Origin of the sequence: Bradyrhizobium sp. B025 (assembly GCF_042257955.1) — a bacterium.
Lineage (GTDB): Bacteria > Pseudomonadota > Alphaproteobacteria > Rhizobiales > Xanthobacteraceae > Bradyrhizobium > Bradyrhizobium diazoefficiens.
Genome location: NZ_CP170150.1, coordinates 6,531,969 through 6,552,793, shown reverse-complemented (window position 1 = coordinate 6,552,793; position 20,825 = coordinate 6,531,969). Strand labels below are relative to the sequence as shown.

Below are 20,825 nucleotides of genomic sequence, written 5' to 3'. Positions count from 1 at the left end.
GAATGCGCCAAGGATGGAATGAGATGAAAGACCTGACGAACGGCTCCATCGTGCGACACATCCTGGCCATGGCGCCCCCGATCATGGTCGGCATGGTCACGATCATGATCTGCCAGCTGGTCGATTTGTACTTCGTGTCGGGACTGGGCGATGCCGCCGTTGCGGGCGTCGCCGCGGCCGGCAATGCCGGCTTTCTCATCAACGCCCTGATGCAGGTGCTCGGCGTCGGCACGGTGGCGCTGATCGCGCATGCCGTGGGCCGCAAGGATCGGCCGGATGCCAATCTGATCTTCAACCAGGCGATCGCGCTGTCGGTGCTGTTCGGCCTGTTGACCCTGGCGATGGGCGCGGCGCTGTCGCGCCCCTACATGCGTGCGATCGCCGCGGACCAAGCCACGATCGAGGCGGGGACCACCTATCTGTTGTGGTTCATGCCGGCGCTCGCGCTGGAATTCGCGATGCAAGTGCTGGCATCTGCGCTGCGGGCGACCGGCATCGTGCGCCCCGCGATGCTGGTGCGGGTGCTCGCTGTCGCCGTCAATATCGCACTCGCGCCGGTGCTGATCTCGGGCTGGGGCACCGGCCATGCGCTTGGTGTCGCCGGAGCGGGGCTGGCGAGCTCGATCGCGGTGGCCATCGGCGTCCTGATTCTGCTGGCGCATTTCCGCAAGGCCGAGCGCTACGTCGCCTTCAACCCGGCGCAGTGGCGTCCTCAGCCGCATCACTTGAAGCGCATCCTCAATGTCGGCCTGCCGGCCGGCGGCGAGTTCGCGATGATGTTCATCTTCATGGCGGTGGTTTACTACGTGCTGGGCGATTTCGGCGCGGCGGCGCAGGCTGGGTTCGGCATCGGCCAGCGCGTGCTGGCCCTGATCCAGATGCCGGCGCTTGCCGTTGCGCTGGCCGCCGGGCCAATCGCCGGCCAGAACGTCGGCGCTGCCAACGGGGCGCGCGTGCGGGAGACCTTCGTCAAGTCGGCGTTGATCACTTCCGCCGTGATGATCGGCTTCATGATCCTGGCGCAAACGAAGCCGGAGCTGCTGCTCGCCGGATTCTCGAACGACCGGGAGACGATGGCGATCGCCTATCTGTTCCTGCGGATCATCTCGCTCAACATGGTGGCGCAGGGCCTGATCTTCACCTGCTCGAGCATGTTCCAGGGTCTCGGCAATACCAAGCCGGTGCTGCTGAGCTCGGCGACGCGCGTGTTCACCTATTCGCTGCCGGCGATCTGGCTCTCGACGCGTCCGGGCTTCCGCATCGAGTACGTCTGGTACCTGTCGATCGCGGCGACCACGCTCCAGGCGGGCTTAAGCCTGTGGCTGCTGCGCCGCGAGTTCGACAAACGCCTGGCGCCGCTCCGGCAGGACGAGGCTTCGAAGCAGGTCGAGCCCGAGCCCGTCGCGCCTCCTGCGCGCGTCCCTGCGTAGCGACGGCTTGTGACCTGCCGACGCAAGGAAGGCTAATGCGCACCAAGGCTGTTCCAGACGAGGCCGAGCCCCGACAGGAACAGCAGACCGAGCACGACATCGCCAAAGTGCTTGTCGCTCAGCGCGTGATAGACGCGTGCGCCGGCCCATGCGCCGATCAACGTGCCGGGAAACGCGACCAGCGCGAGCCAGACCACCTTGAAGGCGACGAGGCCCGATGCCGTCTGCAACACCAGCGCGGTGGCGAGCACGGTGAAATTGAAGAGCTGGAAGATGCCGCGCCGCTCGTGCTTGTTCCAGCCGCGGATGTTGGCCCACAGGATCGGCAGCGGCCCCGACAATCCGGCAAGGCCGCCCAGAATGCCGCCGGCAAAGCCGATCGCACCGTCGGCGATCCGGCCGCCGAACGTGATGGCGAGCGGCCTCTTGTTCAGATACAGCGCGCTCGAGAAGATCAGCAGCAGCACGCCGATGCTCAGCTTGAACACCTTGGGATCGGCGGAGGCGACCATCATGGTCCCCAGCGGCACCCCGATCAGCCCGCCGATCAGGAACGGCCAGACCAGCGAGAGGTTAAAACTCTTCCACATCGACGGCAGCGTCGAGGTCTGGGCGATCACCGAGCAGATCAGCACCAGGGGCACCGCGAGCGAGGGCGGCAGCACGTAGAGCCAGATGCCGAGCGCCATCAGCGCCGTGCCGAACCCGGCCAGGCCCGAGACGAAGCCGCCGGCCAATGCGCCGAGCGGCAGCAGCGCGTAACCGTAGGTTTCCAACGGATTGTCCTTGTCGCCACCGGCGATCCCGAACTGTTGATCGCCACCGCCCGCATAGCACGGGTGCGGCCGTGCAGGTCAATCCATGCTGCACGCAGGCGTGATCTGCGGCGTCGGGCTTTTGGGAAAGACATGCCTACATGATGGTCGTACTTCAATCTAAAGGCCCGCCCGACGCCATCGTGCGCTCCGATCGGACAGCCCCGAATAAGAAGGTGGAGAATGACCATGACCCGCACCAACATTGCCGTTGCGGCCGCGCTGCTGTCGGCGGCGGCGTTGATGCCGACATTGGCACAGGCGCAGTTTTCGGAGCCCGCGGCCTATCAGGCCGCCCATCCCGACCGCGACGTGCTCAATGGCGGCCAGCTCACACCCGCGGCACGCGCAGCCCGTGGCGAGACGGTGGCACCGAGCGAGGCCTATGCGGCCTATCCGTCAGGCATGACGCCGGTCGTCCGCCCGCGCCATCGCCGCCAGCATCAATAGGTTTCTGCTAGACGATCTGCCTGGTGTCGGCGGGCTTGTGCAGCGCGCCGACCAGGATGCGCAACGCCTCCGTCAATTCCGCCCTGTTGCGCGCTGCGCCCAGCGAGATGCGTGCCGCATGCGGCGGTGTCCCGTCGACGGTGAAGGCATCGCCGGCCACGACCGCGAGTCCATTCCGTAGCAGATGCGCCGCGACATCGGGGCGGCCCTCCGGCAGCCGCAGCCACAGATGATGGGCCGCGGGCTTGGCCAGAAACTGAAGGCCTTTCAGTGCGCGCTGCGCGAGTTGCTGGCGGCCTACTGCCTCGTTGCGAATGGCGGTGATGATGCGATCGGCGATGCCGGTTTCGAGCCAATGCGTCACCAGCGCGACCATCAGCGGCGCCGGCATCTGCACGGTGGCCTGCAAATAAGAACGCATCTCCTGCTGCGCGGCGTTGTCGGGCGTCACGAGGTAAGCAACGCGCAGCGCCGGCGCGATGCATTTTGACAGCGTGGTTGCGAGATACGTCCGCTCCGGAATGAGATTGGCGATCGGCGCCGCCGAGCGGTCGAGCAGCCCGTAGGCGTCGTCCTCGATCAGGATCGTATCGGCATCGCGGATGATCCTGGCGATCGCGCTGCGCCGCTCGGGAAGAAGCGTCGCGGTGGTCGGATTGTGCAGCGTCGGAATGAGATAGACGGCCTTCGGCTTGTGGACACGGCAGGCCTTCGCCAGTGCATCGGGCAGGATGCCGCCGTCATCCATGGCGACGCCGACGAGCTTGACGCCGAGCCGCGCCGCGGCGGCCTTGATGCCGGGGAAGGTGAGGGCTTCCGTGAGCACGATGTCACCGGGCCGCGCGAGATGGGCGAGCAGATTGAACAGGACGGTCTGCGTGCCGGGAAAGATCACGAGCCTGTCGGCATGCGCGTGCGGGACGCGTGCGCGCATCCAGCGCGCTGCGACCTCCCGCTCATGCACGCTGCCGCCGGGTGGCTGGTAGTTCAGGAACGCGGTCAGGCCCGATTGGGCGCGGAGAGCTTCCAGCCCTGCGACGATGCGCTCGTCGAGCTGTGCCTCGAGCGGATGCGGCGGCACGTTCATCGAGAGGTCGATCGCGACGGGATGCGGCAGATCGACCGCGCGGCGCGCGCTGGTCTCCGATACGAACGAGCCCTGGCCGACCCGGGCCTCCAGGATGCCGCGGCGCCGCGCCTCGGTGTAGGCGCGCGTCACCGTGGTGAGGTCGATGTCGAGCGCTTTTGCGAGCGCGCGCTGCGTCGGCAACTGCTGGCCGCGCACCAGCCGGCCGGCTGCGATGTCGGCCTCCATGGCATCGACGATGCGCTGGTAGCGCGGCCCGCTCAGCTCCGAGATTGTAGGGGTCCAATCCATGCAATTTAGGCCCATATCCTTTGAATGTATGGATGCAGGATATTATTGTATGGATCATCAGAACGGAAGAGGTGTCGTCATGACGACCGGTTCGGTTTCCCTGGCAAAGGCGATGTGGCGCGGTTTTCGCGGCAAGTGTCCGAACTGCGGCGAAGGGCACATGTTCGGACGCTTCCTGAAAGTGGCAGACAGCTGCGATCATTGCGGCGAAGAGCTGTTCCATCAGCGCGCCGATGACTTTCCGGCCTATCTCGTAATGGTCGTGGTCGGCCATCTCGTGGTCCCGGCGATCCTCGCGGTCGAGACCGCCTATGCCCCGCCGGTCTGGCTGCAATTGGCCGTGTGGCTGCCGGTGACGCTGTTCGCTTCGCTTGCGTTGCTGCAACCGACCAAAGGCGCCATCGTCGGCCTGCAATGGCAGATCGGCATGCATGGCTTTGAGGCTGGCAAGTTGCGGCGCGAGGCCGGTGCGCTCGTCCTCGCAAAAGTGAATACGCGCGCGGTCTGAGCGGGTAGCGTTTACATCGCGCGTGCGGCCACTACACTCCATCGTACAAACAAGAACGATGGAAACGCCGATGGCCGCACGCGCGAAGACCTTCCTGCTCTGTCACGGCGCGTGGTCCGGCGGATGGGCCTGGAAGAAGATGCATCCGCTGATGGCGCAGGCGGGCCACCGCCTGGTCGCGCCGACCTACACCGGGCTCGGCGAGCGCGCGCATCTGGCCAATCCCGCGATCGATCTCGAGACGCACATCCGGGACATCCTCAACGTCATCAAATTCGAGGACCTCAGCGATCTCGTGCTGCTCGGCCACAGCTATGGCGGCATGGTCGCGACCGGCGTTGCCGACCGCGCACGCGAGCGCGTGACGCAACTGATCTATCTCGATGCCTTCGTGCCGCGCGACGGCCAGTCGCTGTTCGATCTCAACGAGAGCGGGCGCGAGCCGATGCGCAAGGCGGCGGCCGCCGGCGATGGCTACCGCATCCCGCCGAACCCGCCGCCGCCGGATACGCCGCAGGCCGATCTCGACTGGCTCAACGCGCGCCGCATCAACATGCCGATCAAATGCTTCGAGACGAAGTTGAAGCTGGAGCATGGCGAGCCGGCCATGCCGCGCAGCTACATCTATTGCACGCGCTTTCCGCCGGGCGACGTGTTCGGGCAGTTCGCGAAGCGCACGAAGAACGAGGATGGCTGGCGCTATTTCGAGCTCGACGCGAGTCATGCGCCGAACGTGACGGCGCCGGCGGCGTTGATGGCGGTGTTGAACGAGATCGCCGCCTGACCCACAGCCGTCATTCCGGGGCGTGCGCAGCACGAACCCGGAATCCATCTCTCCTCCGTCTCTGCCGCCTGATGGATTCCGGGTTCTCGCTTCGCGAGCCCCGGAATGACACCATTTGAATGGCTGCGCGCTCGGACAAAATGGTGAGGGGTCCGATGCGGTCAGCATCGAACCCCTCGTCACTTCTTAGTAAGACGCGTTTTCTTCACGCGAGCCGGAAAAACCACTTCGCTCGAAAACGCTTTAGAACATCAGCCGGCCTGTAAGCCGGGTTCTGTAGGGCACCGTTCGCTTGCGCGCACGATACGTGACGGCCATTCCTCTGGGGCCATGTTTGCACATGGCCTCGAGCAACCTACCCGGACGGCGGGCCTGACATCGCCCCGCGGCGTTATCGCTTGCGCGAACAGCCCGCTACGCCGTCCCTATTCGGTTTTGCTCCCGGTGGGGTTTACCATGCCGGCTCCGTTGCCGCAGCCGCGGTGCGCTCTTACCGCACCTTTTCACCCTTACCCTGCGAAGCCCGAAGGCGAAGCAGGGCGGTTCGTTCTCTGTGGCACTTTCCCTGGGGTTGCCCCCGCCGGACGTTATCCGGCACCGTATGTCAAGGGAGCCCGGACTTTCCTCCCCGGCGGCCTTTCGACCGTTGCCGGAGCGGCCGTCCGGCCGACTGACGGGGTTAGGCATGGGCATTTGTGACGGTTTCGTCAAGCCGAGATCGTCGCGCACGCGATCTGCAAATAATTTATCCTGAAGATGTCGTTCGATGTGCGCCCCGTTCGACTGGATGTCGGTGATCCCCCGAACAACAGGAGTTAAGCGATGCAGTATCTGCTGCTGATCTACCGGAGCGAAGCGGAATTGAGCAAGATGACCCCCGCAGACCGTCAGGCGATGTCGGCGGAGTACGGCACTTATACGCAGTCCATCGTCCAGAGCGGCCATTTCAAGGCCGGCGACGGGCTTCAGCCGACCACGACCGCGACCACCGTGCGCGTTCGCGATGGCAAGACCCTGACCACCGACGGTCCGTTCGCCGAGACCCGCGAGCAACTCGGCGGCTACTATCTGGTCGAGGCCAAGGATCTCGACACCGCCATTGGGCTGGCCGCGCGGATTCCCGGGGCCAAGGAGGGATCCATCGAGGTTAGGCCGGTCATGATCTACAAGTGATCTCTCCTGCCGACATCGCTCGGATCTTTCGCGACGAGGCGGGGCGGGTGCTTGCCACGCTGATCCGCCTCGTCGGCGATTTCGATCTCGCCGAGGACGCACTCCAGGATGCCTTCGCGGTCGCGCTCGAACGCTGGTCGGCGGGCGAGGTGCCCGATAATCCGCGCGCCTGGCTCGTCAATGTCGGCCGCAACAAGGCGATTGATCGCATCCGGCGGCAGGCCGTGTTCCGCGGCAAGCAGCAGGCGTTCGTGCATGAGCTCGAGCTCAACGCGCAGGCGCCCGACGAGCCTCCGGCGACGCTCGACGACGACATGCTGCGGCTGATCTTCACCTGCTGCCATCCCGCGTTCGCGCCGGAGGTCCAGGTCGCGCTGACGCTGCGCACCGTTTGCGGCCTCTCGACCGCGCAGGTCGCGCGCGCGTTCCTCGTCGGAGAGGAGGCGATGGCGCAGCGCCTCGTCCGCGCCAAGCAGAAGATCAGGCTCGCCGGCATTCCCTATGAGGTGCCCGAACGCGACGCGCTGGCGCAGCGGCTCGACGGCGTGCTCGCCGTCATCTATCTCGTCTTCACCGAAGGCTATGTCGCAACCTCGGGCGCAGACCTGATGCGGCCGGATCTCGCGGTCGAAGCCATCAGGCTCGGCCGTTTGCTCGACCGGCTGATGCCTGACCGGGCCGGGATCAAGGGCCTGCTGGCCTTGATGCTGCTGCACGACGCGCGCCGCGCCGGGCGCGCGACGTCGGCCGGCGACATCGTGCTGCTGGAAGAGCAGGACCGCACGCTCTGGGATCGCGCGCAGATCGAGGCGGGTCTGCGTCTCGTGGACGACGCACTGCGCATACCCGGCCGGCCGCAACCCTATGCGGTGCAGGCCGCGATCGCCGCGCTGCATGCGCGCGCGCCGAGCTTTGAGGCGACCGACTGGCCGCAGATCGCCGGGCTCTACGAGGTGCTGCTGCGGATCAATCCTTCGCCGGTGATCGAGCTCAACCACGCCGCCGCAATCTCGATGGTCGACGGCCCGGCGCGCGCGCTCGATCTCGTCGACGCGATCACCGCACGCGGCGGGCTTGGCGGCTACGAGCTGCTGCCCGCGGTGCGCGCGGATCTGTTGCGACGGCTCGGCCGCAAGGACGAGGCGCGCGAGGCGTATGTCGCGGCGACGGCAGCGACGCAGCTCGAGCCGCTGCGGCGGCTCTATGCGCGAAGGATGAGGGAGATGGGCAACTAGCACCGTCATTCCGGGGCGATGCGAAGCATCGAACCCGGAATCTCGAGATTCTCAGGTGCGCAATTGCGCACCATAGTTCGCACTTCATGCGCCCCGGAATGACGGCTACGCCGTCACTTCGACGCGACCGCCGTCCCGTCCGGCAGGCTCGCCAGCAACGCTTGCAAGGTCGACAGTGTCGAATGATCCGCAACACCGTCCAGCCGTGCCGGGCGGAAGTGGCGCTGGAAGGCGGTGACGACCTCCATGGTCGCGGCGTCGTATTTGCCGGTCAGCGGCACGCCATAACCGTATCGCGCGAGCGCCTGCTGCAGGCTCAGCACCTCGTCGCTGATGGTGCCGAGCATCAGGCTCTCGCCGCGCACGACGGGCGTGGGCGTGACCCAGTGCCCGACGCCGGAATTGGCCAGCGAATGCCACGGAAATTTCTCGCCAGGATCCTTCTTGCGCGCGGGCGCAACGTCGGAATGGCCGAGCACGCGGTGCGCCGGCACTTTTCGGCGCAGCATGATGCCGCGGCACAGCGCGATCACGGCGGCGATCTGGCGCAGCGGAAACTCCGGATAGCCCCAGTCGTGGCCGCGATTGACGATCTCGATGCCGATCGAGCAGGAGTTGACATCGTCCTCGCCGGCCCAGGACGAGACGCCGGCGTGCCAGGCGCGCCTCGCCTCGGGCACGCATTGCACGATGCGGCCGTCCTCGAGCACGACGTAATGCGCCGACACTTCCGTCCCCGCCGTGCACAGCCGCGCCAGCGCGCCCTCGACGTCGGGCATGCCGGTGTAATGCAGCACGATCATGTCCGGCTGGCGTCCCTTGCTGCGCTCGCCATGGTTCGGCGAAGGAATGATGTCGGAGACGATCGACGAATCCGGCTCGAACGTCCGCATGTTCGCCGCGGCCTTGGGAACCGGGAGAACGCGTTGACGCTTCGAATCAGAACCAGATGGCGTGGACGAACCGGACGACATAAACAGCTCAAGTCGGAATAGGAGAGGGCCAAGCCCTTCTCTTTACTATTCCTTTACCCTCCGCCGTGCGCAATCGCGCGTCGCGGTTAACGGATGCATTTTGGGCGGGTGTGTGGATGAGGCATCACTGCCGCTTCACCTTTTCGACTTGTAACGGGCCGATCAACGCTTTCTTAACGCTAAGGGCCGTTACTGAGGGATGAAGAGCCGACCCGCGTCCGGAGGCGGCCAAAGCGTATTTTGGCTCGAAATCCCATGGCTGCCCGACAAATTCCACTGGGAACACTGGGTTGGCGGCCGGGGACGACCGGGCTCGGTAACCATGCTGGACAAGGGTTGGGTCGTGGAACCGCCGCGACGCGGAATCATTCGAGGCGTTATGGGCTGGCTCGCCCCGGATCTGGCTTGGTTGTTCGGCAGGCGTGGCGCATGAGCTCCGCTCCTCACATTCCCGTGCTCGGTCGCGAGGCCATCGCTCATCTCGCGCCGCGCGAGGGCGGGATCTATGTCGATGCCACCTTCGGCGCCGGCGGCTACAGCCGCGCCATCCTCGACGTGCCTGGAACCCGACTGATCGCCATCGACCGCGACCGCACCGCAATCGCAGGCGGCGCCGAGCTGGTCGAACGCTCCGCCGGTAGGCTGACACTTGTCGAGGACCGTTTCTCCCATCTCGCCGAAGTCTGCGCGGCACAAGGCGTCGATGCCGTGGACGGCGTCGTGATGGACGTCGGGGTGTCCTCGATGCAGCTCGACCAGGCCGGGCGCGGCTTCTCGTTCCGCCTCGACGGTCCGCTCGACATGCGGATGGGGCAGGCGGGCCCGACCGCGGCCGACGTCGTCGCGCGCGCCTCGGAAGCCGATCTCGCCGACATCATCTATCTCCTCGGCGAGGAGCGGCATTCGCGCCGCGTCGCCCGCGCCATCGTCGCGGACCGGCAGGAGACGCCGTTCACGACCACGCGCGCGCTCGCCGACCTCGTCGGCAGGGTGGTTCGCTCCAAGCCCGGCGACATTCACCCCGCGACGCGGACGTTCCAGGCCCTGCGCATCTTCGTCAACGAGGAGCTCGAGGAACTCCAGGCCGCGCTCACCGCGGCCGAGCGCGTGCTCAAGCCCGGCGGACGCCTCGTGGTGGTCTCGTTCCATTCGCTGGAAGACCGCATCGTCAAGAATTTCCTCGCCGAGCGGTCGAAGACCGGCGGCGGCTCGCGGCACCTGCCGGAAGTCGCGCAAACCGCGCCGAGCTTCCAGCTCCTGACGCGGCGGCCCGTCGTCGCCGGCGAGGACGAAGTTGCGCATAACCCGCGCGCGCGTTCGGCAAAACTGCGCGCCGCGGAGCGCACCTCGGCGCCGGCGCACAAGGACGATCAGTCTTCGTCCTGGCCAAGACTCTCCGACGTGATGAGGGGAGGCTAGCGCATGCGCTTCATCCACCTCCTCGTCATCGGCGCGCTGATCTTCGCGGCGGCCTATGTCTACCGGATCAAGATGGACTCCACCGCGCGCACGGAGAAGGTGTTGCGGCTGCATGCGGAAATCCGCGAGCAGCGCGATGCGATCGCCTCGCTCCGCTCCGAATGGGCCAAGCTCGATGCGCCCTTGCGCCTGCAAGGCCTGTCCGAGCGGCACCTGCCGCTCAAGCCGGTCAACGGCACGCAATATGACTCGCTGAAGAACCTGCCCGAGCGCCCGCCGCGGATGTTCAGGCCCGGCGAGCCCGACCCGATCGGGGCCATGCTCAACACCATCGAAGCCGCGAGCGATCCCGATACCGTGACGGGCTCCGTGCCTCAGCCCGAGGACAAGCAATGAGCCCGGCGACGCCTGCAAAACCCACCGAGCCCTGGCGGCAGCGGCTGATCCGCAGCCTGCTCTACGGGCGCAACGTCGACCGCGCCGCGAAGGCGCGCGCGCGCGTCGGACTTGCGATGCTCGCCTTCGCCTCGGTCTACGCCCTGATCGGTGGCCGGCTCGTGATGTTCGCGATCGGTGCCGACGCCCACAGTGCGCGCCGAGCGGCGGCGCAGGAGGTGGTTGCGACGGCGCGGCCCGACATCGTCGACCGCAACGGCGCCATCCTTGCGACCGACGTCAAGGCGGCGAGCCTGTTCGGCGAGCCGCGCCGCATCATCGACAAGGACGAGGCGATCGAGCTCCTGACCGCCACCGTGCCCGACCTCGACGAGGCCGAGGTGCGCGAGCGCCTGAAGACACGCAAGGGCTTCGTCTGGCTCAAGCGCGAGATCACGCCGAAGCAGCAGCAGGACATCCACAAGCTCGGCATTCCCGGCATCGGCTTCCTGCGCGAGAACAAGCGCGTCTATCCGACCGGCAACGAGGTCGCCCACCTCATCGGTCTCGTCAATATCGACAACCAGGGCATCGCCGGCATGGAGAAGTGGCTCGACAATCAAGGGCTCGCCGATCTCCATCGCGCAGGCTTTGCCACCGACCGCCTGCAAAAGCCGATCGAGCTCTCGGTCGACCTCCGCGTCGAGCACGCGCTGCGCGACGAATTGCTGAAGGCCAAGGAGAAGTTCCACGCCAAGGCGGCCTCCGGCATCATCTCCAACGTCAAGACCGGAGAGATCGTGGCAATGGTCTCGCTGCCGGACTTCGATCCCAACAATCCGAAGGAAGCGCACGATCCCGATCGCATCAACCGCCTGACCACAGGCGTCTACGAAATGGGATCGACGTTCAAGGCGTTCACGCTGGCGATGGCTCTCGATTCCGGAAAGATCAATCTGAACTCGTCGTGGGATGCGCGTGGAAACCTGCACTACGGCAAGTTCACCATCCACGACAGCCACTCGCTCGGACGGTTCATCAACACCAAGGAAGTGTTCACCTACTCGTCCAACATCGGTGCCGCGCGGATCGCGCTCAACCAGGGTGTCGAGGCGCACAAGGCGTTCCTGGCCAAGATGGGACAATTGACGCGGCTGCGCACCGAGTTGCCGGAGAGCGCGGCTCCGCTGGTGCCGCGCCGCTGGGGTGAGCTGAACACGGTCACCATCGCGTTCGGTCAGGGCCTGTCGGTCGCGCCGCTCCAGGCGGTGATGGGCATCAACGCCCTGATGAACGGCGGCTATCTGATTCCGCCGACATTCATGAAACGCAGCGAAGACGAGGCGCGGGCGATGGCCAAGCGCGTGATCAAGCAGGAGACCAGCGACAAGATGCGGTATCTGATGCGGCTCAATGCCGAAATCGGTACTGCCAAATCCGCCGACGTGAAGGGCTACTATGTCGGCGGCAAGACCGGCACGTCCGAGAAGGTCATCAACGGCCGCTATGCCAAGAAGCGGGTGCTCAACTCCTTCACCGCGATCATGCCGTCCGACGATCCGAAATATCAGATTCTCGTCATGCTGGACGAGCCGCAGGCGCTGCCTGAGACGCATGGCTTCATCACCTCGGGCTTCAACGCGGTGCCCACGGGCGGCAAGGTGATCGAGCGGATCGCGCCGCTTTTGGGCATCGAGCCGCGATTCGACCTGCCGCCGTCCGACCGCCTTATTCTTGCAGCATCCAGGACAACCCAGTAATCAACCGGGTAGGCCATCGCCGGTGCTGAGTCGGAGGTTTTCGGCTTTCCGGCATGTCGACTGGACGACCATGAAACTGCGCGATCTCATAGGCAATGACGCCGCAATCGAGCCCGCTATCGCGGCGCTCGAGGTGACGGGGCTTGCGCTCGACAGCCGCGTGGTCAGGCCGGGCGATCTCTTCTTCGCGCTCGCGGGCAGCAAGACCGACGGCGCACGCTTCATCGATGCGGCGGTCGCCGCAGGTGCGGTTGCGATCGTCGGCGATCATGCGCCCGGTGGCGGCAAGGTGCCGTTCATCGCCGTCCCCAATCCGCGTCGCGCCCTGGCGCTGGCCGCCGCCAGATTTTTTCCCGCGCAGCCCGCGACCATCGTCGCGGTGACCGGCACCAGCGGCAAGACATCGGTCGCGGCGTTCACGCGCCAGATCTGGGAGCGGCTGGGCCATGCCTCCGCCAGCATCGGCACCATCGGTCTCGTGTCGCCGAAGCGCACCGTCTACGGCTCGCTGACGACGCCGGATCCGGTCGCGCTGCACCGGCAGATCGATGAGATCGCGCGCGAGGGCGTCACCCATCTTGCGTTCGAGGCGTCCTCGCACGGTCTCGATCAATATCGCCTCGACGGCGTGCGCGTCTCCGCCGGCGGCTTCACCAATCTGTCGCGCGACCACATGGATTACCACCCGACCGTCGCGCATTATCTAGCGGCGAAGCTCCGGCTGTTCCGCGAACTGGTCCCGCTTGGCGGCGCCGCCGTGATTTCGGCCGATCATGATTGCTCGGCCGAAGCGATCAGTGCCGCGAAGGCGCGTGGCCTGCGCGTGATGGCGGTCGGCCGCAACGGCGACGGGGCAGGCGAGGGCATCCGTCTCGCCGGTGTCGAGGTCGAGGGTTTCTCGCAAAAGCTCGCACTTGAACATTGCGGCAAGCGTTATGTGGTCCGGCTGCCGCTCGCCGGCGAATTCCAGATCGAGAATGCGCTGGTGTCGGCCGGCCTCGCGATCGGCACCGGCAGCGATGCCGCCAACGTGTTCGCGAGCCTCGAACATCTCGAAGGTGCCAAGGGCCGGCTCGAGCGCGTCGGCGAGCGCAACGGCGCGCCGATCTTCGTCGACTATGCGCACAAGCCCGACGCGCTGGCGAAGGCGTTGCAGGCGCTGCGGCCTTACGCCAAGCGCAGGCTGGTCGTCGTGTTCGGCGCCGGCGGCGACCGCGATGCCGGCAAGCGTCCGATCATGGGCGAGATCGCCGCGGAGAATGCCGACGGCGTCATCATCACCGACGACAATCCGCGCAGTGAGCAGCCCGAAGCGATCCGCGCGGCGATCCTCGCCACCGCAAAAGGCGCCCGCGAGATCGGCGACCGCGCCGCGGCGATCCGCGCCGCGATCGAGGAACTGGAACAGGGCGATGCGCTGCTCATCGCCGGCAAGGGCCACGAGACCGGGCAGATCGTCGGCAGCGAGGTGTTGCCCTTCAGTGATCACGAGGCGGTTGCCGCCGCCCTAGCGTCGAGGGTTGCATGAGCGCGCCAATATGGACGGTTGCGGAGGTCGCGCGCGCGCTGGGCGCTGCCGGATCATTCCCGGACACGCCGATCGACTTCGTGACGCAGGACAGCCGCCTGGTGAAGCCCGGCAGCCTGTTCGTCGCGCTCAGCGGCACGCCGAGCGGCGGCTTCATCTCGGCCTTCGCCAGCGCGCGCGACGGCTGGGAATTCGCCGACAAGGCGGAAGCCGCGGGCGCGGCCGCGATGATCGTGCCGCACGAGATCGCGGGCATCCGCGTCCCGCAGATCGTCGTGAAGGACACGCTGATCGACGGCCTCTGGGGCCTCGCGCGCGCCGCACGCGCGCGCTTCAACGGGCCGGTGATCGGGCTCACCGGCAGCGCGGGCAAGACCAGCACCAAGGAATTTCTGGCGGCCTATCCGAACGCCTATGCCAGCCCGTCGAGCTTCAACAATTTCTGGGGCGTGCCGCTGACACTGTGCAATGCGCGGCCCGATGCCAGCCTCTGGGTCGTCGAGATGGGCATGAACCAGACGGGCGAGATCGCGCGGCTCAGCGAGCTGACGCGGCCGACGGTCGCGCTCGTCGTCAACGTCCAGCCCGTGCATCTGGAAAAGCTCGGCTCGCTGGAGGCGATCCGGCGCGAGAAGGTGTCGATCGCGCTCGGCCTGCCCGAGGACGGCGTGCTGGTGCTGCCCGCCGGGCTCAAGGCGTCCGAATGGAAGGGCAAGGTGGTACGCTTCGGCGAGCATGCCGAGGTGCACGAGGTCACGCACGCGCCGCATGGCGAGAGCTGGCAGGTCGTGGCGATGATCGGCAAGAAGCAGATCGCCTTCAGCCTGACGCCGGGCGCGCCGCACCGCGTGCAGAATGCGCTCGCCGCGCTCGCTTCGATCCGCGCGGCGAACCTCGATGCCGCGACGCTCGCGATCAAGCTCGATCGGGTCGGCATCATGACCGGCCGCGGCGTCGAGCAGGCGGTCGGCGGTGTCACCGTGATCGACGACAGCTTCAACGGCAACCCGGCCAGCGTGGCTGCTGCGCTGCAAAGCCTGCAGGCGCGCAACGTAACCGGCGGCCGCCGCATTGCCGTGCTCGGCGATATGCTGGAACTGGGCGATGACGCACCAAGCTACCACACCGGCCTCACCAAGCATTTGGACGGCATCGACGGTGTGTACTGTGTCGGCCCCCTCATGCGTCACCTCTTCGAGGTGCTTCCATCGGGCAAGGCGCTTGGCTGGCACGACGATCCCGCCACGCTGAAGCCGGGCGAGGTCGCAAGCCTGCTGAAGGCAGGCGATGTGGTGGTTGTCAAGGGCAGCAAGAAGATGTTCTGGGTCAACAAGTTTGTGCCGGGCCTAGTGGCCGCCTTGCAGGCAAAGGCGTAAACTGCTTGGAAGGCGCTGTTTCCGAATCCTCCCTTTTCGGCGCGAAGCCGTCCGTTTTCCCACAGGTCGCCCGACCCATGATGAAGACCAGCGAATGCGCGTGAGGCACGTCGATAAGGCCAAGGCCGATAACAAGGCCGCGTGCGAAAGGCGCCATAGGACCGTCTGAATGTTTTACTGGCTGATCGAGCTCTCCAACACATTTCCGGGCTTCGGTGCCTTTCGCACCTTCCTGAACGTCTTCCGCTACATCACCTTCCGCACCGGCGGCGCGGTGGTCACCGGCGCGCTGTTCGTGTTCCTGTTCGGGCCCTGGATCATCGATCATTTGCGCATCCGCCAGGGCAAGGGCCAGCCGATCCGGACCGATGGTCCGCAATCGCATCTCGCCAAGAAGGGCACGCCCACCATGGGCGGGCTGATGATCCTGTCCGGCCTCACGGTCGGCACGGTGCTGTGGGCCAATCCGCTCAACCCGTATGTCTGGATCGTGCTGGCGGTGACGCTCGGTTTCGGCTTCGTCGGCTTCTATGACGACTACCTCAAGGTGACCAAGCAGACCACGACCGGATTCGGCAGCAAACTTCGCCTGCTGATCGAGGCGGCGATCGCGCTGGTGGCCTGCTACGCGCTGGTACGCTTGAACCGCGATCCCGCGTCCACCGCGCTGACGATTCCCTTCCTGAAGGACACCGTGCTGCATTTCGGCTGGTTCTTCGTCGTGTTCGGCGCCTTCGTCATCGTCGGCGCCGGCAATGCGGTGAATCTCACCGACGGTCTCGACGGCCTCGCCATCGTGCCCGTGATGATCGCGACCGCGAGCTTTGCGATGATCGCCTATCTCGCCGGCAACGCGGTGTTCGCCGACTACCTCCAGATCAAATATGTCGCCGGCACCGGCGAGCTCGCCGTGCTCTGCGGCGCGCTGCTGGGCGCCGGCCTCGGCTTCCTCTGGTTCAACGCGCCGCCGGCTTCGATCTTCATGGGCGACACCGGCTCGCTGGCGCTCGGCGGCATGCTGGGCGCGATCGCGGTCGCGGTGAAGCACGAGATCGTGCTCGCGGTGATCGGCGGCCTGTTCGTGCTGGAGGCGGTCTCCGTCATCGTGCAGGTGGTGTCGTTCAAGCTCACCGGAAAACGCATCTTCCGCATGGCGCCGATCCACCACCATTTCGAGCAGCTCGGCTGGACCGAGCCGCAGATCGTGATCCGCTTCTGGATCATCTCGGTGATGCTGGCGCTGGCCGGCCTGTCGACGCTGAAGCTGCGGTGACTTCTATGGTGGTTGATTTTCGCTGTCATTCCGGACGACGCGAAGCGGCGATCCGGAATCTCGAGATTCCGGGTTCTCGCTTCGCGAGCCCCGGAATGACGAGGGCGAGGTCATGATCCCGGTTACGTCCTTCGCCGGCAAGACAGTCGCGGTGTTCGGCCTCGGCGGTTCGGGGCTCGCGTCCTGTCACGCGTTGAAAGCGGGCGGCGCCGAGGTGATCGCCGCCGACGACAATGCCGAGAACGTCGCCAAGGCCGCGCAGGCCGGCTTCATCACCGCGGACTTGCGCGACGTCTCGTGGGCCGGTTTCGCAACGCTGGTGCTCGCACCCGGCGTGCCGCTGACCCATCCCGTGCCGCACTGGAGCGTGCTGAAGGCGCGCGAGGCCGGTGTCGAAGTCATCGGCGACATCGAGCTGTTCTGCCGCGAGCGGCGGCGGCACGCGCCGGATGCACCGTTCGTCGCCATCACCGGCACCAACGGCAAGTCGACCACGACGGCGCTGATCGCGCACCTGACCAAGGTCGCCGGCTACGATACCCAGATGGGCGGCAATATCGGCACCGCGATCCTGTCGCTGGAGCCGCCGCGCACGGGCCGCGTCCACGTCATCGAGATGTCGTCCTACCAGATCGACCTCACGCCCTCGCTCGATCCCTCCGTCGGCATCCTGCTCAATGTCAGCGAAGACCACATCGACCGCCACGGCACCATCGCGCACTACGCCGCGGTGAAGGAGCGCCTTGTTGCGGGCGTGCAGGCAGGCGGCACCTCGATCGTCGGCGTCGACGACGGTTATTGCCGCGACATCGCCGACCGGCTCGACCGCGCCGGTAAGAACGTGGTGCGCATTTCCGTCAAGAACCCGCTGGCGAGCGGAATCCATGTCGAGCACGGCACCATCGTGCGCACCGCGGGCGGCGCCCGCAGCGAAGTCGCCAAGCTCGGCGGCATCGGTTCGCTGCGCGGCCTGCACAACGCGCAGAACGCGGCCTGCGCCGCCGCCGCGGCGCTCGCGATGGGCATCAGCTTTGAGGTGCTCCAGGACGGCCTGCGCAGCTTTCCGGGCCTCGCGCATCGCATGGAGCAGGTCGGCCGCCGCGGCAACGTGCTGTTCGTCAACGACTCCAAGGGCACCAATGCGGATGCCACCGCGCATGCGCTGTCGTCCTTTTCGGAAATCTTCTGGATCGCCGGCGGCAAGCCGAAGGCGGGCGGTATCACCAGCCTGACCGGCTACTTCCCGCGCATCCGCAAGGCCTATCTGATCGGCGAAGCCGCGCAGGAGTTTTCCGGCACGCTGGGGACACAGGTCGCCCACGAGATCAGCCAGACGCTCGACGTTGCCGTCGAGCACGCTGCGCGCGATGCGGAAGCCTCGGGTCTCACCGACGCGGTCGTGCTGCTGTCGCCGGCCTGCGCGTCCTTCGACCAGTACCGCAACTTCGAGATCCGCGGCACCAAGTTCCGCGAGCTGGTGCAGGCGCTGCCGGGTGTGAAGCCGGTGGTGTGAGGGTGCACTGGCTCCACATCTCCGCTGTCGTCGTCCGGCTTGACCGGGCGACCCAGTATCCCAGAGACGGTGCTTGAGCCGAGCGGCCGCGGCGTACTGGATGCCCCGCCTGCGCGGGGCATGACGAGCATGTGAGGTGAGCGCTCCCCCTATCTCGAAACATCCGCTTTTCCTTAACCCCCCGGTAACCAACCTCGGCGACCAATGGACCGACCTCTGTCCGAAAGCGGCCGCCCATGCTCTCCCGTGAAGAACGCACCCCCTTTTCCGAGTGGTGGTGGACCGTCGACAAGCCGCTGATGGGCGCCATCCTGGCGCTGATGCTGACCGGCGTGATCCTGTCGCTGGCGGCGAGCCCGCCGGTTGCGACCCGCATCGGGCTCGACCCGTTCCACTTCTTCAGCCGGCACGTGATGTTCCTGGCGCCGTCCTGCCTGGTGCTGCTCGGCGTCTCCTTCCTGTCGCCGCGCGCGATCCGGCGAAGCGCGCTACTCATCTTCGCGGTCAGCATCATCCTGATCGCGGTGACGCTCGCGATCGGCCCCGAAGTGAAGGGCTCGCGGCGCTGGATCACGCTGCTCGGCGTCAACATCCAGGCCTCCGAAATCGCAAAGCCATCGTTCGTCGTCATTGCTGCCTGGCTGTTCGCGGAATCGACCAGGCGGCCTGAGATGCCGGCGACCTCGATGGCGCTGGTGCTGCTCCTGATGCTGGTCTCGCTGCTGGTGATGGAGCCCGACTTCGGCCAGACCATGCTGATCCTGATGGTGTGGGGTTCGCTGTTCTTCATCGCGGGCATGCGCATGATCTGGGTGTTCGGGCTCGCCGGTCTCGGCGCCGCCGGGCTGTTCAGCGCCTATTTGTTCGTCCCGCACGTCGCCGGCCGCATCAAGCGCTTCATGAATCCGGCCTCGGGCGATACCTTCCAGGTCGATACCGCCATGGAGGCCTTCTACAACGGCGGCTGGTTCGGGCTCGGACCGGGCGAGGGCATCGCCAAGCGCAGCCTGCCGGACAGTCATACCGACTTCGTGTTCGCGGTTGCCGCCGAAGAGTTCGGCATCATCCTGTGCCTTGCCATGCTGGCGCTGTTCGCCTTCGTCGTCATCCGCACGCTGTCGCGGGCCTACGCCAATGAGGACATGTTCTCGCGCTTTGCGGCCTCCGGCCTTGCGATCCTGTTCGGCGTGCAGGCGGCGATCAACATGTCGGTCAACCTTCAGCTCATCCCCGCCAAGGGCATGACGCTGCCCTTCATCTCCTATGGTGGCTCCTCGATCGTGTCGCTCGCCTATGGCGTCGGCATGATGCTGGCGCTGACGCGGCTGCGCCCGCGCACCGAGGTCGAGGCAAGCGGCCACGCCGAAGCGATGCGCAGCTACGCGTGACCGCTCTCGTGTCCCGGACGCGGTGCGGCACGAAGTGACGCTCCGCTGAGCCGGGACCCAGAATGCCGCACCAGTAGGCCCCGGTTCAGCAGCGCACCACGCCGCGAGGGGCGGCGCGCTGCGCTGCGCCCGGGGCACGAGCACCTTCGTTGCCCGGCTCGCAATGACGGCGGAGGCCTTGTAAAAGGGCGTTCATGGATACCTCCCCTTTGATTCTTCTCGCCGCGGGCGGCACCGGCGGCCATCTGTTTCCGGCCGAGGCGCTCGGCGTAGAGCTGATCCGGCGCGGCTTTCGCGTCCGCCTCGTCACGGATGAGCGGGCGCTGCGCTATAGCGGGCTGTTCAGCAAGGATATGATCGACGTCGTCTCGAGCGAGACCGCGCGCGGCCGCAATCCGTTCCAAGTCGCCTATGCCGGCCTCACGCTCGCCGCCGGCACGCTATCGGCCTACAGCCTGATCAAGCGATTGAAGCCCGTCGCCGTCGTCGGCTTCGGCGGCTATCCGACGCTGCCGCCGCTGGTCGCGGCAAAGTTCGCCGGCGTGCCCGGCATCATCCATGACGCCAATGCGGTGCTCGGCCGCGCCAACCGGTTTCTGTCGAGCCGCGTCCGCGCCATCGCGACGTCCTTGCCGGGCGTGCTCGACCGCGACCCCGCGCTATCGGGCAAGACCACGACCGTCGGCACGCCGATGCGGCCGGCGGTCCTTGCCGCTGCCGCCGTGCCCTATGCCGCGCCCGAGGCGAACGGTCCGCTGCGCCTGCTCGTCGTCGGTGGCAGCCAGGGCGCGCGCATCATGGCCGACATCGTGCCGGGCGCGATCGAGCGGCTCGAGCCAGCGCTGTGGGGCCGGCTCATCCTCACCCAGCAGGTGCGCGACGAGGACATGAATCGGGTGCGCGCCGTCTACGACAAGCTCAAGATCAACGCCGAGCTCGCGCCGTTCTTCACCGATCTGCCGGCGCGGCTCGCTTCCAACCATCTGGTGGTGTCGCGCTCCGGCGCCGGCACGGTCGCCGAGCTCGCCGCCATCGGCCGGCCCTCGATCCTGGTGCCGCTGCCGGGCTCGATCGACCAGGACCAGTTCGCCAATGCCGGCGTGCTGGCCAAGGTCGATGGCGCGATCCGCATCCCGCAGACCGAGTTCACCTCGGATCGGTTGGCTTCCGAAATCTCCGCCCTGGCCGCCGAGCCGGCGCGCCTTACCGCCATGGCCGCGGCCGCGAAGGGGGCGGGGCGGCTCGATGCCGCCGAGCGGCTGGCCAATCTGGTGGTCAAGGTCGCGGGCCTTTAGCACTCGTCATTCCGGACGGGCCGCAAGGCGGACCGATCCGGAATCTCGAGATTCCGGGTTCGCGCGCGTTGCGAGCGCCCCGGAATGACGAAAAAGGGCCGACTTTTGAATGTTACTCGTCATGGCCGGGCTTGTCCGACCAAGTCGGATT

The 20,825-nt window shown here is 66.5% G+C and carries 18 protein-coding genes and 1 other RNA gene; 15 read left to right on the top strand and 4 right to left on the bottom strand.

What is annotated here, in order from left to right; all coding sequences use genetic code 11:
- Positions 1 to 23: 23 nt before the first annotated feature.
- Positions 24 to 1,430 (top strand): MATE family efflux transporter, encoded by a 1,407-nt coding sequence (locus tag ACE10W_RS30815; RefSeq protein ID WP_375762314.1) that lies wholly within the window; start codon positions 24 to 26, stop codon positions 1,428 to 1,430.
- A gap of 32 nt (positions 1,431 to 1,462) precedes the next feature.
- On the opposite strand, the gene ACE10W_RS30810 is transcribed toward ACE10W_RS30815, so the two are convergent.
- Positions 1,463 to 2,206: a sulfite exporter TauE/SafE family protein gene (locus ACE10W_RS30810; protein ID WP_375762313.1), complete on the bottom strand. Its 744-nt coding sequence runs from the start codon at positions 2,204 to 2,206 to the stop codon at positions 1,463 to 1,465.
- 228 nt (positions 2,207 to 2,434) lie between these two features.
- Here ACE10W_RS30810 and ACE10W_RS30805 point away from each other — a divergent pair, with 228 nt between their 5' ends.
- Positions 2,435 to 2,695, top strand: a complete 261-nt coding sequence (locus ACE10W_RS30805; protein WP_039186092.1) for a hypothetical protein — start codon at positions 2,435 to 2,437, stop codon at positions 2,693 to 2,695.
- Positions 2,696 to 2,702: 7 nt separating this feature from the next.
- Here the strand turns inward: ACE10W_RS30805 and ACE10W_RS30800 are convergent, their stop codons facing one another.
- The gene (locus ACE10W_RS30800) at positions 2,703 to 4,073 is read right to left on the bottom strand and encodes a PLP-dependent aminotransferase family protein (RefSeq protein WP_162603757.1); all 1,371 of its coding nucleotides are present in this window, start codon (positions 4,071 to 4,073) and stop codon (positions 2,703 to 2,705) included.
- A 79-nt stretch (positions 4,074 to 4,152) separates the two neighbouring features.
- Here ACE10W_RS30800 and ACE10W_RS30795 point away from each other — a divergent pair, with 79 nt between their 5' ends.
- Complete coding sequence (locus tag ACE10W_RS30795; protein WP_028176254.1) at positions 4,153 to 4,581, top strand: DUF983 domain-containing protein; 429 nt, start codon at positions 4,153 to 4,155, stop codon at positions 4,579 to 4,581.
- A 70-nt stretch (positions 4,582 to 4,651) separates the two neighbouring features.
- Positions 4,652 to 5,365 (top strand): alpha/beta fold hydrolase, encoded by a 714-nt coding sequence (locus ACE10W_RS30790; RefSeq protein WP_028176253.1) that lies wholly within the window; start codon positions 4,652 to 4,654, stop codon positions 5,363 to 5,365.
- Between the two features lie 247 nt (positions 5,366 to 5,612).
- Here ACE10W_RS30790 and rnpB read toward each other — a convergent pair.
- Positions 5,613 to 6,039, bottom strand: an RNA gene (gene rnpB, locus ACE10W_RS30785) — RNase P RNA component class A.
- Positions 6,040 to 6,187: 148 nt separating this feature from the next.
- On the opposite strand from rnpB, the gene ACE10W_RS30780 reads away from it, so the two are divergent.
- Positions 6,188 to 6,538: a YciI family protein gene (locus ACE10W_RS30780; RefSeq protein ID WP_011089353.1), complete on the top strand. Its 351-nt coding sequence runs from the start codon at positions 6,188 to 6,190 to the stop codon at positions 6,536 to 6,538.
- Positions 6,535 to 7,773, top strand: coding sequence for an RNA polymerase sigma factor (locus ACE10W_RS30775; RefSeq protein WP_375762312.1), 1,239 nt, complete (start codon positions 6,535 to 6,537; stop codon positions 7,771 to 7,773). The genes ACE10W_RS30780 and ACE10W_RS30775 overlap by 4 nt, the downstream gene beginning before the upstream one ends.
- 113 nt (positions 7,774 to 7,886) lie before the next feature.
- Here ACE10W_RS30775 and ACE10W_RS30770 read toward each other — a convergent pair whose 3' ends face one another.
- Positions 7,887 to 8,666, bottom strand: coding sequence for an N-acetylmuramoyl-L-alanine amidase (locus ACE10W_RS30770; RefSeq protein WP_039185808.1), 780 nt, complete (start codon positions 8,664 to 8,666; stop codon positions 7,887 to 7,889).
- A gap of 510 nt (positions 8,667 to 9,176) precedes the next feature.
- Between ACE10W_RS30770 and rsmH the strand changes: the two genes are divergently transcribed.
- The 9 genes from rsmH (at position 9,177) to murG (ending at position 20,674) form a co-directional block, all read left to right on the top strand.
- Positions 9,177 to 10,166: a 16S rRNA (cytosine(1402)-N(4))-methyltransferase RsmH gene (gene rsmH, locus ACE10W_RS30765; protein ID WP_375762311.1), complete on the top strand. Its 990-nt coding sequence runs from the start codon at positions 9,177 to 9,179 to the stop codon at positions 10,164 to 10,166.
- Between the two features lie 3 nt (positions 10,167 to 10,169).
- On the top strand, positions 10,170 to 10,562 hold the full coding sequence (locus ACE10W_RS30760) for a hypothetical protein (RefSeq protein ID WP_011089349.1): 393 nt from the start codon (positions 10,170 to 10,172) through the stop codon (positions 10,560 to 10,562).
- Positions 10,559 to 12,301, top strand: coding sequence for a penicillin-binding protein 2 (locus ACE10W_RS30755; protein WP_028176250.1), 1,743 nt, complete (start codon positions 10,559 to 10,561; stop codon positions 12,299 to 12,301). The genes ACE10W_RS30760 and ACE10W_RS30755 overlap by 4 nt, the downstream gene beginning before the upstream one ends.
- Positions 12,302 to 12,371: 70 nt before the next feature.
- A complete protein-coding gene (locus tag ACE10W_RS30750) occupies positions 12,372 to 13,829 on the top strand; it encodes a UDP-N-acetylmuramoyl-L-alanyl-D-glutamate--2,6-diaminopimelate ligase (protein WP_375762310.1) in 1,458 nt (485 codons plus the stop codon).
- A complete protein-coding gene (gene murF, locus ACE10W_RS30745) occupies positions 13,826 to 15,205 on the top strand; it encodes a UDP-N-acetylmuramoyl-tripeptide--D-alanyl-D-alanine ligase (protein WP_375762309.1) in 1,380 nt (459 codons plus the stop codon). The genes ACE10W_RS30750 and murF overlap by 4 nt, the downstream gene beginning before the upstream one ends.
- Before the next feature lie 169 nt (positions 15,206 to 15,374).
- Positions 15,375 to 16,478 carry a phospho-N-acetylmuramoyl-pentapeptide-transferase gene (mraY, locus tag ACE10W_RS30740; RefSeq protein ID WP_011089345.1) on the top strand — a complete coding sequence of 368 codons (1,104 nt, stop codon included), beginning with the start codon at positions 15,375 to 15,377 and terminating at the stop codon, positions 16,476 to 16,478.
- A 112-nt stretch (positions 16,479 to 16,590) separates the two neighbouring features.
- Positions 16,591 to 17,991, top strand: coding sequence for a UDP-N-acetylmuramoyl-L-alanine--D-glutamate ligase (murD, locus tag ACE10W_RS30735; RefSeq protein ID WP_375762308.1), 1,401 nt, complete (start codon positions 16,591 to 16,593; stop codon positions 17,989 to 17,991).
- A 236-nt stretch (positions 17,992 to 18,227) separates the two neighbouring features.
- Positions 18,228 to 19,379: a putative lipid II flippase FtsW gene (gene ftsW, locus ACE10W_RS30730; RefSeq protein ID WP_028176246.1), complete on the top strand. Its 1,152-nt coding sequence runs from the start codon at positions 18,228 to 18,230 to the stop codon at positions 19,377 to 19,379.
- 194 nt (positions 19,380 to 19,573) lie between these two features.
- Positions 19,574 to 20,674, top strand: a complete 1,101-nt coding sequence (gene murG, locus ACE10W_RS30725) for an undecaprenyldiphospho-muramoylpentapeptide beta-N-acetylglucosaminyltransferase (protein ID WP_211433521.1) — start codon at positions 19,574 to 19,576, stop codon at positions 20,672 to 20,674.
- Positions 20,675 to 20,825: the final 151 nt, after the last annotated feature.